Origin of the sequence: Henriciella barbarensis, assembly GCF_003576345.1 — a bacterium.
Taxonomy (GTDB): Bacteria; Pseudomonadota; Alphaproteobacteria; order Caulobacterales; family Hyphomonadaceae; genus Henriciella; species Henriciella barbarensis.
The window spans coordinates 1-13449 of record NZ_QWGB01000005.1 but is presented as its reverse complement, the minus strand read 5'-3'; the positions used below and the strand labels follow the sequence as shown (position 1 = coordinate 13449).

Genomic DNA, 13449 nt, shown 5'->3' with positions numbered 1-13449 from the left:
AAGGTCGCGGAATAAAGGATACAAGACTATGGCGCTCAAAAGCCGCATTTGTGAAATTCTCGGTATAGAACACCCCATCTTTCTGGCTGGAATGGGTGGGGCGAGCGTTCCTGCTCTCGCTGCCGCGGTATCGAATGCCGGCGGGCTGGGCGTTCTCGGGGCGGCGGCATGCTCGCCAGACCAGTTGCGCAGCTGGATTCGCGAGACCCGCGAGATGACAGACAAGCCGTTTGGTGTTGATACTCTTCTTCCTGCATCTGTCAGGCGAGACCCGGCCCCGCAGAGTGAAGATTCGACCAGAAATCCCGCGGCGCTTCTTGGCGAATACCAAGAGTTCACCTGCGACTTCATACGGCGCGAACATCTGCCGGAAACGGACCTCGCATCTGAAATGCGCGCTGCTGGCGCGCCGGAAGCAGGTAAGGGAATGCCCCAGCTGTTCTCGAAGGAATTCTTTGAAGCGCAAATGGAGGTGGTGATCGAGGAGAAAGTGCCCGTCTATGCTGCTGGGCTTGGTAATCCCGGCCCCTGGATGGACCGGCTGCACGCTAATGGCACCAAGGTTATGGCCGTCATTGGTAAGGTAAAGCATGCTCAGCAGGTCGTCGAAACCGGCGTCGACATGATCGTTGCGCAGGGGCACGACGGAGGTGGCCACAACTCACCAGTCGGCACCATTTCGCTGATTCCCCAAGTGGTTGATGCGGTGGGCAGCCGCGTTCCTGTGATTGGTGCGGGGGGCATTTCCGACGGCCGAGGTATTGCTGCAGCGCTGATGCTGGGAGCCGAGGGCGCGTGGATTGGGACAGCGTTTCTTGCAACCGAAGAAGCGGGCATCGAACGATTCCAGAAAGAAGCGATCATAGAAAGCGGTGATGCCGACACCGTGGTAAGTCGCTCTCTCACCGGCAAACCTGCGCGAATGATCCGCAACAAATGGGCTGATGCCTGGATAGAAGCAGGCAAGGAACCATTGCCCATGCCCTATCAGTCGATGATCTCGGGGCCTGTCATGGCGTCCGGTATCAAGGCCCAGCGCAAGGATGTAATTCCGGGTTTTGCAGGCCAGGGAATTGGTCTCATTCATTCGATCCGGCCCGCAGCCGAAGTGATGCGCGAACTCGTCGAAGGGGCGGAAACCGCACTCGCCCGCACCAAATCTTACGAATGACACGGGATAAAGGCAGACATGTGATGAGAAACGCCGACCAGCCGCTGAAGGGACATGAACTGCGCTCGCCAATTCGCCCGGGTGAAGCAATTGCGGCCATGCGCCGACTTATCCGGGACAAGGAAGACACAGCGCAGGTCTTCCATATTGTCAGGGCATTGTCGGGCAATTCCTATTATCGCAGTTTCCGGCGCTTCGCTGCCTCGCCTGAGGGGAAGCGTATCCTTCTGGACCATGCGGACCTACTCGGCACCTTATGTGACCGTGATCGCTTGAGCGGATGCGAACCGGGAACGCTGGGGCGTGCTTATCTTGATTTCGTTTATGGAGAGGGGTTGACCGCTGAGGGGTTAGTGGATGCAAGTGAAGTGGTCGGAGCCGACGATTTCAGCGATCCGGAAGTCTCACTATATCGGAAGCGGCTGCGAGATTCGCACGATCTGTTTCACGTTGTGACCGGGTATGGACGAGATGCGCTGGGTGAATTGTGTGTGCTATCGCTCGGCAACGCTCAGTTCTACAATCACGGAATCGCCTTCATCGTGGCAACCGGAATTGCAAAAACTCTTGCTGAGGTCTCGGGATTGCCGGTGGCCCGTACTGCGTTCGAAGCGTGGAAGCGGGGCAGGACTGCCGCCGATTTCACAACCTTCTATTGGGAAAAACATCTCGATACACCATTAGAGGAGGTGCGACGGCTTTTGAATCTGAAGCCACCGATTCGCTATCTTCGGGTGCAGGATCTGTCCCGCTCACTTGAGCGAGATTTCCAAGCCAGCCGTCAGAGCGAGCATCACGCATGAGTGTCTCCTCCACCTTCAATTTCAGCGACAAATCCGCGATCACCGGTGTCGCCGAGACAGAATTCGTCAAGGGGACCGAACGGACAGCGGTCGACATGATGCTTGATGCCTCGCGCCGGGCGATTGCCGATGCCGGACTGAAACCGTCTGACATAGACGGTATGGTGCCTCCCCCGATCTATACGACATCAGAGGAAATGGCCGCCAATCTTGGTATCGATGTCCTGCGTTTTGCGTCGACAGTACATATGGGCGGGGCGAGCCCAATCACGGCTTTGCAGAACGCAGCGATGGCGATTTCCAACGGCCTGTGCGACCATGTTCTGATAACCCTTGGATGGAACGGATATTCTGCTCTGAGGCCGAAGCCGGGCGCGCCACCGACCCGACCGATGAATATGAACACGCTGACCAACACCATAAAGGGCTATTACATGCCCTATGGAGTGTTCCTGCCAGTGCAGATGTATGCTTGGCTCGCCATGCGCCATTCCAAGCTCTACGGGGTCGGACCGGATGCGACGGCCGCCGTCGCACTTGCCTGTCGCCAACACGCGCAGTTGAATCCGAAAGCCTTCAGCTTCGGCCGAAAGCTTGACGCGGAGACATATCATTCGGCGCGTTGGATATCCGAGCCTTTCCGGCTCTATGATTGCTGTCTGGAAACCGATGGCGCCTGCGCGGTCGTTGTCTCGCGGATGGAGCAGGCCAAGGATATGCCGCATGTTCCAGTGAGCATTGCTGGCGCCGCCGAAGGGCACCCGTATCCCGCCGACGACATTCCCTCGCGTCCGGATCCTTTCAAGATTGGCCTCAAATATGCCGCCCCACGTGCATTCGAGATGGGAGGCGTTACACGTGAGGAGATGGACTTTCTCCAGATCTATGACTGTTTCACTTATGTTGTGTTGCTGCAACTTGAGGCCCTCGGATACTGTGAGCCTGGCGGTCAGACCGAATTCGTGGACAATGGCCAGATTGAGTTAGGTGGACGCTTTCCGATCAACACCCATGGCGGCTTGCTCAGCGAAGCACACGTTTGGGGCCTCAACCATGTCGTGGAAGCTGTGCGACAGCTGCGGCATGATTGCGGCGAGCGACAGGTAATGGGTGCGCAGACCGGCCTCGTAACTGGCTGGGGCGACCTCGGTGACGGAAGTATCGCTATCCTCAGGAGGTATGCGTGAACGACGATAACGAACGGCTGCCGAACACCCGTGCCGCAGCGCAGAAGGTACCGCCCAAGCCGCTGCCGCGCCCGCAGGACCCAATCGAACAGGAGTTCTGGAATCGGTGTCAGGATGGCTATCTCTACTTCCAGCGCTGCGGCAGTTGCAGCACTTTCCGGCACCTGCCGCGTTATATGTGCGCCAAGTGTGGCTCACCAGAATTTTCGTGGGAGCGCAGCACCGGCAAGGGCACGCTTTTTTCCTGGACCGTCACGCACCAGGCTCTGCACCCGGCCTTTGCCGAAGATCTTCCGTTCATTGCTGCAGTCGTAGAACTGGAAGAAGGCGTGCGCATGGCCACGCGCCTGATTGATTGCGACCGCGATACGCTGGAGCTGGATCTGCCGGTGGAGCTCGACTTTGAACCGATCAGCCCCGAGTTTCGCCTGCCCGTTTTCCGCCCTGATATGAACCGGCGCGAGAAAAGATAGGTACGACATGGATCTCGACTACGGACCCGAATATGATGCTTTCCGTCAGGAGATGCGGCTATTCTTGAAGATGCACGGCCATCGCGCGCCGACTGGGCAGGCCCGCGCCGCTCGTCCCTCTGCCGAAGCGGTCGAATGGCAGAAGCTGTTGATCGAACATGGCTATACCGCGCGCACGATCCCCAGAGACTATGGCGGCTACGGGTCTGAGCCAGACATCCTCAAATCGCGCATCATCGCCGAGGAATTCTCGCGCGCGGGCATTCCCGGCGGACTCGCCAATCAGGGAATATCCATGTTGGTCCCCACCCTGTTGGAACTCGGCACCGAGGAACAGAAGCGCCAGTGGGTAGAGCCGACGCTGAAAGGCGAGGTCGTCTGGTGTCAGGGCTATTCGGAGCCCGGCGCGGGATCGGACCTTGCCAGTCTGAAGACCAGCGCACGAATCGAAAGCGGTGAGTTTGTCATCAACGGCCAGAAAATCTGGACCAGTACTGCGAAGCAGGCGGACATGATCTTCTGCCTGGTCAGGACCGAACACGACGCGCCCAAGCATGGCGGCATTTCCTATCTGATTTTTTCGATGGATACACCGGGGATCGAGGTGCGGCCATTAAAGACGATGACTGGTCATGCGGAATTCAATGAGACCTTCTTTTCTGAGGTACGGGTGCCTGTAGGACAAATTGTCGGCGAGCGGGGCCAGGGCTGGTTCGTTGCCAATGCAACGCTGGGCCACGAGCGGGGCATGCTGGGCGATCCTGACGCCCTGGAAAATCGCTTCCAGGCTCTTGTGAGGCTGATGAAGGAAGAACGCATCGGCATGGGCCGCGCGATCGACAATTCCGTGCTGCGCGATCGGCTGGGCGCGCTTCAGGCCGAAGTGGCTGCGATGAAATGCAACGGAATGCGTATACTTTCGAACAGCCTCAAAGGCGAGCCAGGCGGCATGGCGAAGCTGATCGTGAAGCTGCAAAGCTGCGAGCTGGCACACCAGATTTCGGCGCTCGCCATCGACGCAATGGGCGAGATGGGCATCCTTTATAGCGGTAGCGCGCGCGAGCGGATGAGGGGGACATGGCAATGGAATTACATGTTTCAGCTGGGGCTCATCATCGGTGGCGGCACCGCGCAGATCCAGAAGAATATCATCGCTGAGCGTGGCCTCGACATGCCGCGCGAACCGAAGCTGCCGAAGATCTCGGGTGCGGCGAAGGGAACGGCAGACATGTTACGTCAGAAACAGGGGTCAGCCTGATGGATTTTGGACTTTCTCAAGAGCAGCAGATGCTGCGCGATGCAGTTGCGCGGTGTCTAGCCGATACCTGTCCGCTGGAGCATGTCCGCGAATGCTCCGAGCGGGACAATCCAGTTAGCGACAAGGTGCTGGACGCTCTGCAAGGCCTGGGTATTCCCGGGATGATGATCCCGGAAGAGCATGGCGGCCTAGGCATGACCCTTCTCGACGCTGCATTAGTTGCAGAGCAGCTCGCCTATGCGGTCGCACCAGTTTCTTTCCTTGCCAGTCATGTTTTGGCACCCCTCGCACTCAGCGAGGCAGGCAGCGAGGATCAAAAGGTCAGATGGCTGCCGAAGATCGCGAGTGGCGAGGCGCATATAAGTGTGGCAATTTCCGAAACAGTCGAGGCGCGCGATGGTGCTGGCGTAACCTGCAGGGGTGGCAAACTCGACGGCACGGCGCTGTTTGCGCTGGATTTTGCGGGGGCTGATGCCTTCCTGGTGGCTGATACCACGGGGCGGTTGCACCTTGTTCCGGCCAACGCATCGGGTCTCGAGAAAATCCCCCTGATGACGATCGACCGGACCCGCAGTGTCGGGGAACTGCGCTTCGCACAGGTCACCGCCGAGCCACTGGCCGACGATAGCGGTTTCACTGCCGGGCGCCTGCGCGATGCGGGACGTATCCTCCTGGCCGCCGACAGCCTGGGCGCAGGCCAGGCCATGATCGAAAAGGCGGTCGATTATTCTGGACAGCGCGAGCAATTCGGTCGTCTTATCGGTAGCTTTCAGGCCGTGAAGCACATGTGCGCAGAGATGGCCGCACATCATGAACCATGCCGCTCGCTTATCTGGTACGCCGCGTATGCTTATGAGGCGATGCCGGAGGATGTATCGCTCGCCGCCTGCCAGGCAAAATCACATACTGGAGACGTCCATCGCTTTGTCGCCCGCACGTCTACCGAGGTACATGGTGGTATGGGATTCACCGACCTGGTTGGTCTGCATTACTGGTTCAAACGCATAGGATTCGACCGGCAGGTTCTGGGAGGTCCCGAATTGGTGCGGGCCGAGGCGGCAGTACTGCAAGGTTGGATCAAGGCCGCATAAGATACTCATTATCGGCGGTTCCCTCGGGACTTGCTGCGTTGTCCGAAAGGAAGATCGACATGATAGACTGGAATCTCGGTGACATCCTCGACGCGATCGAGCCAGCCATGCCTCGCGACGCTCCGGCGCTGATACACGGCGACCGGATTATTACCTGGCCCGAAATGTCATCGCACTCGAACAATATCGCACGCGCACTGCGTCAACGCGCAAAAAATGGTGCCAAGGTGGCCTTCTACATGCGCAACCGCCCTGAATATGGCGAGTTGATGGCGGCATGCTTCAAGGGTCGACTCACGCATGTGAACATCAATTATCGCTATCGGCCCGAAGAAGTATTTTACATCTTCGACGATTCCGATAGCGAGGTGATCGTCTATAGTTCTGAATTTCGCGACTGTATTCTTGAGCTCAAGGACAGGCTGAAGAAGGTTCATACCTTCGTCGAAATTGGCGATCCTTCCGAAATAGCGCCTTTTGCACGTTCTTATGAAACATTGGCGGGTGAGGGAGACGGATCGGCGCTCGGTATCGAACGCTCACCTGACGATCTGCTCTTCATCTATACCGGCGGCACAACTGGAATGCCGAAAGGCGTGATGTGGCGGCACGACGACATGCGTAAAGCCCAGCTTGACGCGCAGAAGCTACTTGGCACCGTACCGCAGACACTGGAAGAAAATGTTGCCCTGATCAAAAATGAGGGACCTGGCAGGCGTACTCTTTCCTCCTGCCCGCTGATGCATGGGACTGGTTTTATTACCGCGATCGGTGCGCTGATGTCCGGCGGTGCAATTGTTACTCTCTCGGACCCGTCCTTTGATGCCGAAGAACTGTGGCAGACCGTCGATAAGCACAAGGTCGAGAGTATCGCAATTGTGGGGGACGCGTTTGCCAAGCCGATGCTTCGCACCCTCGATGAACATCCCGGGCGCTGGGATACCAAGAGTCTCGTGTCCATCATCTCGTCCGGCGTGATGTGGAGCAAGGAGGTTAAAGCCGGTCTTTGCAGGCACATACCCCAGGTCGTCCTGATGGACAGTTTTGGGGCTTCTGAAGGCCTCGGCTACGGGCTGTCCATCACGACCGCACAGGGCGGCACGAACACTGCGAAATTCGGGATTGGCGAGTTTTGCGATGTTTTTGATGAGAACGATCAGAAAGTTGAACCGGGAAGCGGCGTACCCGGTTTTATCGCGCGCAAGGGAGCCATCCCCAAGGGATATTACAAAGATCCCGAAAAATCAGCCAAGACATTTCGCACAATTGATGGCGTGCGCTATTCAATACCGGGCGATTGGTGCCAGGTAGAGGCCGACGGAAGCCTGATCCTGCTAGGCCGCGGTAGCGTATGCATCAACACTGCTGGCGAGAAGGTATACCCAGAAGAAGTCGAGGAAGTGCTCAAGACCCATCCTGCCATTGGTGATGCGCTGGTGGTAGGTGTTCCGAATGAAAAATGGGGTCAAGCCGTCACCGCCGTCGTCCACCTCAACCACGATGTTCCGTTCGAAGAGCAAGCCATCAAGGACCATGTACGCGGGCAGCTGGCAGGATACAAAACGCCGAAGGCCGTTCATCCGACGAAAACACCCCTGCGTGCATCCAACGGCAAGGCCGATTATGCAACCGCGAAAGCAATCGCGGAACGTCTGACGGTTGCAACGTGATTAATCAGGCTTCTCGCCATTACGACGCTATAATTGTCGGCGCGGGTTTCAGCGGAATCTATCTGCTCCACAAGTTGCGTGACGCTGGATTCAACGTGCTTCTTGTGGATGCTGCGTCGCAGCCAGGGGGCATCTGGTACTGGAATTGTTATCCCGGTGCACGTGTTGATTCGCAGGTCCCGCTCTACGAATTTTCGATAGATGAAGTGTGGAAGTCATGGACCTGGAGCGAGCGATTTCCAGGCTGGGAAGAGCTCAGAGCGTACTTCCGGCATGTTTGCGATACGCTAGACCTTTGGCCAATGATGCGCATGGGGACGAGAGTCAAAAGCGCGCATTTTGAGAAGGAAGCGAAGCGGTGGCGTTTGCATCTCGACGATGATGTAATCATTTCGACACAGTTTCTGCTGCCAGCCCTTGGTTTCGCCTCAAAGCCGTATCTTCCTGATTTCCCGGGCCTCGAAGATTTCAAAGGCCAGTGGTTTCACACAGCACGCTGGCCGCAAGAGGGAATCGACCTCGCCGACCGTAGGGTTGCCTTGATCGGCACCGGTGCAAGTGGCGTACAGGTCGCGCAAGAAGCGGCCAAGTCAGCGAAGAAACTGACTCTGTATCAAAGAACCCCAATTCTGGCTCTGCCGATGAGGCAAGAAAAGCTGTCCAAGATAAATCAGGAAAGGGAAAAACAGGGCCATTCCGCGATCTTCGAAAAACGCCGGCAGACGAGCGGTGGGTTTGAATGCCAATCGCTAGAGGTTTCAGCCCTTGAAGTAGACAAAAAAGAGCGCGATGCGCACTTCGAATATTTATGGCAGCGGGGCGGCCTGAGGTTCTGGTATCACAATTTTGCCGACCTGCTTTCCAACCGTGAAGCAAACCGCCACGCCTACAATTTCTGGCGCGACAAGGTTCGTGCGAGAATCGCAGATCCCGACCTTGCCGAGCGGCTCGCGCCCGCCGATCCGCCCCATCCGTTCGGCACGAAGAGACCTTCGCTTGAGCAGGGATACTATGAAATTTTCGCGCAGGATAACGTTGCGTTGATCGATCTGAGATCAACGCCGATCCTCCGGGTCAAGCCGCATGCGATCGAGACTGTGGACGGCGAGATGGAATGCGACCTCATAGTCTTCGCTACCGGCTTCGATGCCGGGCGTGGAGGGCTGAGCGACATGAATATCACCGGAGCGAACGGATTATCCCTTTCGCAAGCATGGAAAGACGGGTTGCGCGCGTATTTGGGCATGGCCGTGTCGGGATTTCCCAACATGCTGTTTTCTTATGGCCCCCTTAGCCCGTCGGGTTTTTCAAATGGCCCTTCAAGCGCAGAGGTCCAGGGCGATTGGATCTGCGACTTCCTGGTCTGGATGCGGAACAACGAACAGGACCTTTTCGAAGCCGATCCGGCCGCTGAAGCAGGATGGACAGAAATAGTTGCTCAGGCCGGCGAGATGACATTGTTTCCCGAAGCGGACTCTTGGTACATGAGTGCGAACATTCCAGACAACAAGCGTCAACTTATTAACTTTCCGAGCCTGTCGATTTACGCCGCGCTTTGCGACGATGTCGCAGAGAAAGGCTATCACGGTCTCGCTGTTGAAAATATCTCAACCAAGGAGACGACAACTGAATGAACGTACTGACCAACATCGAAGATCTTTCCGGGGACATCGATCCCGTCTGGGCAGGCGACGGATCTCATCTGCCGAAATGGTTTGTGTCGGCCCTGAAGGTGCCACGCGAAGAGGGCTATGTTGAGATCAACGGTGCCAGAGCGCATTACTTCCGTTGGGGCGACAGGCGCAAACCGAAACTGCTTATGACGCATGGTTTCCTCGCACACGCCCGCTGCTTTGCCTTCATAGCTCCGTTTCTTGCGGAGGACCACGATGTGGTGGCGTTCGATCTTGCAGGAATGGGCGACAGCGAGATGCGCGGGGAGGTCGATCCGACGGCCAGAGGACGTGAGTTCAGTGAAATCGCGGAGGCGCTCGATATGTTCGTGGATGGGCACAAACCCACCCTGATCGCGCACAGTTTTGGTTCCGGCGCGGCACTGACGGCCGTCACCCAGTCGCCCGATGCATTCTCCGGCGCTGTAATTTGCGATCTGATGATCATGCGGCCTGAGCTGATGGAGCAATACTGGAATCGTCGGCGCGCAAGCCCTGGATCGGGTAATCCAGACAAGCCCAACAAACGCTATCCCAGTTATGAAGCCGCGCGCAAAAGATACATCCTTTCCCCGCCCCAGCCGGTTGGCGAGCCCTTCCTCGCGGACTACATGGCGTATCATTCCCTGCGGCGCGACGGGGAAGACTGGACATGGAAGTTTTCACCCGAGGTATTCCGGCAGAGCAATAAGCCAGATGAGTGGCTGAAAATGGGCGAGAGACTGGTGAGAGCGCCGGGCCGCAAAGCCATTGTACACGGTGCTAAAAGCCAACTATTTACCCAGGACTCGGGCGAATACATCCGCGAGTTAGGTGGGGACGATATTCCGATAATTGCCGTACCCGAAGCTCGCCACCATTTGATGCTCGACCAGCCATTAGCTTTTCTAACGGCACTCAGGAGTATTCTTTCCGTTTGGGGGAAATAAACGTACTACGTTTATGGGTTTTCAGTCATGCGTCCCAGGCGAACAATGAAACTTAATAGTTTGAAGAGCCGATCCTATTCCTTTGGGCTATCGACCTGTGCCCCATTTTCTCTTGCATTTTGACCGGATCAACTGAAAAGCCAATGCTTTGAGGTTTATCTGTTGATGATGAAAAGTGGACGAATGAGGCATTGCTGATTCACAGAACAACGAATAATCGGTAACCTGAACGAGCATGTTGCAGGGCATTGTTAGAGGAACCGGCGCTTTACCGGTGTTTGATTTCTAGGTTGAATGACCAACTCGTCTTTTCGCTACTGCGAGATATCACCAGAAATCATCTAGCTTGCGGTGATGATGTGCTTGCGCTTGCCACTCTTCGCTAAAGGTTGATTTAGCCTGCGAGTGATACTTCAAAGGTCCATCACGGTTTACTTGATCGTAAGAATGCATATAATCGGCTATCTTATAATATATAAGTAAGAGTACGGCATGAAAAACTATGATGCTTCTGATCGAAGAATCTCAGGAAACGGTCTGACATTAGCTTGCTCGGTGTATGGTCAAGAAGTAGCGCCGGTCGTAATCTTCGCTCACGGGGGTGGCCAGACTCGACATGCTTGGAAAGATGCAGCCAAGTCGCTCGGTGAGCAAGGCTATCATTCTGTCGCTCTAGACCTCCGCGGACATGGCGATAGCGATTGGGCTTTGGATGGCGACTATTCCTTAAGGCTTTCGGTAGCGACCTGATTGCAGTGGCCGCAGAATTCGAATGTGAGCGCTGTGCGCCGCACATTGTCGGTGCGTCGCTCGGTGGGCTCGGCGCGGTCATTGCGGCTGGAACCTTGAAACCCGGAGTTTTTTCCTCGGTGACTCTAGTCGATATCACCCCTAATTTGGAAGAAAGCGGTGTCACAAAGATTGTCGGCTTTATGGGCGAGCACAGCAAAGATGGTTTTTCATCGCTCAATGAGGCTGCAGATGTCATCGCTAAATACTTGCCACATCGACGCCGGCCTAAAGACCTTGAAGGCTTGCGGAAAAACCTTCGGCTAGGCCAGGACGGCCGCTGGCGTTGGCACTGGGATCCAGCTTTCATTCAAGACGTTGTGAGGCGATCTGCGGTTGAGCGGGTCGGCGACCTCGAGCAATCGGTTCGAAACATAAAAGCCCCAATTCATTTGGTGCGAGGCCGCATGAGTGAACTCGTCTCTGATGCCTCGGTCGAAGCTTTTAAAGCCTTGGCACCCGACGCCCACTTTACGGACGTCGCTGATGCGCGGCACATGGTAGCTGGCGACAAGAATGATGTGTTCACCGCGGCTGTCAGTGATTTTCTACGGAAGCATTCAGAAGGGATTGACGCATGAACGCGACCTTGCCTGATCGCGCCTTTGTTCAGGAGGCATTAGAAGCGGCACCGTTTCACCGCTGGCTCGGACTCAGTGTGACCGAAACGGGCGCAGATGAAATTAAACTGTTAATGCCCTGGCGAGACGAACTTGTGTCGAACCCGAAGGTGCAGTCCGCACATGGCGGCGTGCTCGCCGCGCTGATCGACCTGACGGGATTTTATGCGTTGCTTGCGACTGGAAACATGCCTGTGGCAACGGCAGACCTGCGTGTTGATTATCATAAAATTGCAACGCCCGGCGCGCTTACAATTGTCGGGAAAGTGATTCGACTTGGCACCACTTTGTCCGTGGCGGAGGCCAGTGTTTTTAACAGCACAGGTGGTTTGCTGTCGAGCGGCAGGGGTGCTTATCGCATGCTTAGGGCGCCATCGTGAGTAAGGATGCGCCATCCGCGCCCTTATTTTTCTTTTAGCGTCCGGCGCCAATCCCCTTGAGAAAATAGACGCCTCTATCGACCGATGAGATGTCCGAAATCTGCGCTGGTGCTTATGGGTTCAAACCACTCAAGATGACCCAGCCCCGTGATCCGGGCCGTTCATTCGGAGAGTCTGTTCGCCTTTCTTTCTGTTGGTTGGTTTGAGGTCAAGGCCCGGCGAGCGGAGCCACCGCGACGCTCAAGCGAGCCGGGCCGGTGTCTGCGGTGCTGAGCGGCATAGGTCAACGGAGCAAGTCCGCCGAGTGCGGTGTGCGGCCGTGTCGTGTTGTAATCGATCCGCCAGGCTTCGATGATGCGCCGGGCGTCACCGAGACTGTCGAAGAGATGCTCGTTCAGGCACTCGTCGCGCAGCCGGCCGTTGAAGCTTTCGACGAAGGCATTCTGTGTCGGCTTTCCCGGCGCGATGTAATGCCACTCGATGCCGACCTCGCGGACCCATTTCAGGATCGCATGACTGGTGAGCTCAGTGCCATTGTCGGAGACGATCATCTTCGGAGCGCCCCGCTGGGCGATGAGGCGGGACAGCTCCCTCGCGACCCGCACGCCGGACAAGGAGACATCGACGACCACAGCCAGGGCTTCCCGGGAGAAGTCGTCGACAACACAGAGCGTGCGGAACCGGCGGCCATCGCTGAGGGCATCCGACACGAAGTCCAGGCTCCATCGCTCATTCGCCTGTTCCGGCAGGAGCATGGGCGAACGCGTGCCTGTCGCCCGCTTTCGCCCGCGTCGTCGTTTCACGGCCAACCCCTCCTCGGCATAGATGCGGTAGATCTTCTTGTGATTGGCACTGAGGCCCTCGCGGTCCAGCAGGATGCCGAGCCTGCGATAGCCGAACCGGCGGCGTTCACCAGCCAGCTCCCGTAGCCTCTGGCGCAGCTTCTCGTCACCGCCATCGCGTTTCTCATACTGGAAGGTGGACCGATCGAGATCGGCCAGCAGGCAGGCCCGACGCTCCGACAGGCCATGCGTTTCCATCACGTGGTGCACGGCCTTCCGCTTCGCATCGGGCGTCAGAAGTTTTTTGTCGCCAGGTCCTTCAGGGCGGCATTGTCCAGCATGGCATCGGCCAGGAGGCGCTTCAGCTTCGAGTTCTCCTCCTCCAGCGTCTTCAACCGCCGGGCGTCCGACACCGTCATGCCGCCGAACTTCGCCTTGTACTTGTAGAAGGTCGCATCCGAGATGCCGTACTTGCGGCAGATATCGGCCGTCTTCACACCAGCTTCGTGCTCCCGGATCATCCCAATGATCTGTTCTTCGGAAAATCGTGATTTGCGCATCTGTCATCCTCTTCGTGTCGAGGACTCTGCAAATTCATGGCCGGAAATTACGGGGCTGGGTCA

The 13449-nt window shown here is 56.9% G+C and carries 13 protein-coding genes; 12 read left to right on the top strand and 1 reads right to left on the bottom strand.

The window, feature by feature from the left end:
* Nucleotides 1-28 precede the first annotated feature (28 nt).
* The 12 genes from D1224_RS02895 to D1224_RS02845 all read left to right on the top strand — a co-directional run bounded on the left by D1224_RS02895 (nt 29) and on the right by D1224_RS02845 (nt 12044).
* A complete protein-coding gene (locus D1224_RS02895) occupies nt 29-1171 on the top strand; it encodes an NAD(P)H-dependent flavin oxidoreductase (RefSeq protein ID WP_018147844.1) in 1143 nt (380 codons plus the stop codon).
* 23 nt (nt 1172-1194) lie between these two features.
* Nucleotides 1195-1974: a Coq4 family protein gene (locus D1224_RS02890; protein ID WP_233349004.1), complete on the top strand. Its 780-nt coding sequence runs from the start codon at nt 1195-1197 to the stop codon at nt 1972-1974.
* A complete protein-coding gene (locus D1224_RS02885; protein WP_119378444.1) occupies nt 1971-3161 on the top strand; it encodes a thiolase C-terminal domain-containing protein in 1191 nt (396 codons plus the stop codon). Before D1224_RS02890 ends, D1224_RS02885 begins: the two co-directional genes overlap by 4 nt.
* The gene (locus tag D1224_RS02880; RefSeq protein ID WP_018147841.1) at nt 3158-3634 is read left to right on the top strand and encodes a Zn-ribbon domain-containing OB-fold protein; all 477 of its coding nucleotides are present in this window, start codon (nt 3158-3160) and stop codon (nt 3632-3634) included. The genes D1224_RS02885 and D1224_RS02880 overlap by 4 nt, the downstream gene beginning before the upstream one ends.
* Nucleotides 3635-3641: 7 nt before the next feature.
* Nucleotides 3642-4892, top strand: coding sequence for an acyl-CoA dehydrogenase family protein (locus D1224_RS02875; protein WP_018147840.1), 1251 nt, complete (start codon nt 3642-3644; stop codon nt 4890-4892).
* Nucleotides 4892-5983 carry an acyl-CoA dehydrogenase family protein gene (locus D1224_RS02870; RefSeq protein ID WP_119378443.1) on the top strand — a complete coding sequence of 364 codons (1092 nt, stop codon included), beginning with the start codon at nt 4892-4894 and terminating at the stop codon, nt 5981-5983. Before D1224_RS02875 ends, D1224_RS02870 begins: the two co-directional genes overlap by 1 nt.
* Before the next feature lie 59 nt (nt 5984-6042).
* Nucleotides 6043-7653, top strand: coding sequence for an acyl-CoA synthetase (locus D1224_RS02865; protein ID WP_119378442.1), 1611 nt, complete (start codon nt 6043-6045; stop codon nt 7651-7653).
* On the top strand, nt 7650-9287 hold the full coding sequence (locus D1224_RS02860) for a flavin-containing monooxygenase (protein ID WP_119378441.1): 1638 nt from the start codon (nt 7650-7652) through the stop codon (nt 9285-9287). Before D1224_RS02865 ends, D1224_RS02860 begins: the two co-directional genes overlap by 4 nt.
* Nucleotides 9284-10255 (top strand): alpha/beta fold hydrolase, encoded by a 972-nt coding sequence (locus tag D1224_RS02855; RefSeq protein WP_119378440.1) that lies wholly within the window; start codon nt 9284-9286, stop codon nt 10253-10255. Before D1224_RS02860 ends, D1224_RS02855 begins: the two co-directional genes overlap by 4 nt.
* 492 nt (nt 10256-10747) lie before the next feature.
* On the top strand, nt 10748-11005 hold the full coding sequence (locus D1224_RS16825) for an alpha/beta fold hydrolase (protein ID WP_366041824.1): 258 nt from the start codon (nt 10748-10750) through the stop codon (nt 11003-11005).
* Nucleotides 10957-11625, top strand: coding sequence for an alpha/beta fold hydrolase (locus tag D1224_RS02850; RefSeq protein WP_051076820.1), 669 nt, complete (start codon nt 10957-10959; stop codon nt 11623-11625). Before D1224_RS16825 ends, D1224_RS02850 begins: the two co-directional genes overlap by 49 nt.
* Nucleotides 11622-12044, top strand: a complete 423-nt coding sequence (locus tag D1224_RS02845) for a PaaI family thioesterase (protein WP_119378439.1) — start codon at nt 11622-11624, stop codon at nt 12042-12044. The genes D1224_RS02850 and D1224_RS02845 overlap by 4 nt, the downstream gene beginning before the upstream one ends.
* A 161-nt stretch (nt 12045-12205) precedes the next feature.
* On the opposite strand, the gene D1224_RS02840 is transcribed toward D1224_RS02845, so the two are convergent.
* A protein-coding gene (locus tag D1224_RS02840) for an IS3 family transposase (protein ID WP_119377970.1) occupies nt 12206-13386 on the bottom strand; the annotation gives its coding sequence in 2 pieces (ribosomal slippage) (nt 12206-13137 and nt 13137-13386; 1182 coding nt in all).
* Nucleotides 13387-13449 lie beyond the last annotated feature (63 nt).

Coding starts and splice junctions, on each gene's coding strand:
- D1224_RS02895 (WP_018147844.1), top strand. CDS start 29: ATGGCGCTCAAAAGCCGCATTTGTGAAATTCTCGGTATAGAACACCCC.
- D1224_RS02890 (WP_233349004.1), top strand. CDS start 1,195: ATGAGAAACGCCGACCAGCCGCTGAAGGGACATGAACTGCGCTCGCCA.
- D1224_RS02885 (WP_119378444.1), top strand. CDS start 1,971: ATGAGTGTCTCCTCCACCTTCAATTTCAGCGACAAATCCGCGATCACC.
- D1224_RS02875 (WP_018147840.1), top strand. CDS start 3,642: ATGGATCTCGACTACGGACCCGAATATGATGCTTTCCGTCAGGAGATG.
- D1224_RS02870 (WP_119378443.1), top strand. CDS start 4,892: ATGGATTTTGGACTTTCTCAAGAGCAGCAGATGCTGCGCGATGCAGTT.
- D1224_RS02865 (WP_119378442.1), top strand. CDS start 6,043: ATGATAGACTGGAATCTCGGTGACATCCTCGACGCGATCGAGCCAGCC.
- D1224_RS02855 (WP_119378440.1), top strand. CDS start 9,284: ATGAACGTACTGACCAACATCGAAGATCTTTCCGGGGACATCGATCCC.
- D1224_RS16825 (WP_366041824.1), top strand. CDS start 10,748: ATGAAAAACTATGATGCTTCTGATCGAAGAATCTCAGGAAACGGTCTG.
- D1224_RS02845 (WP_119378439.1), top strand. CDS start 11,622: ATGAACGCGACCTTGCCTGATCGCGCCTTTGTTCAGGAGGCATTAGAA.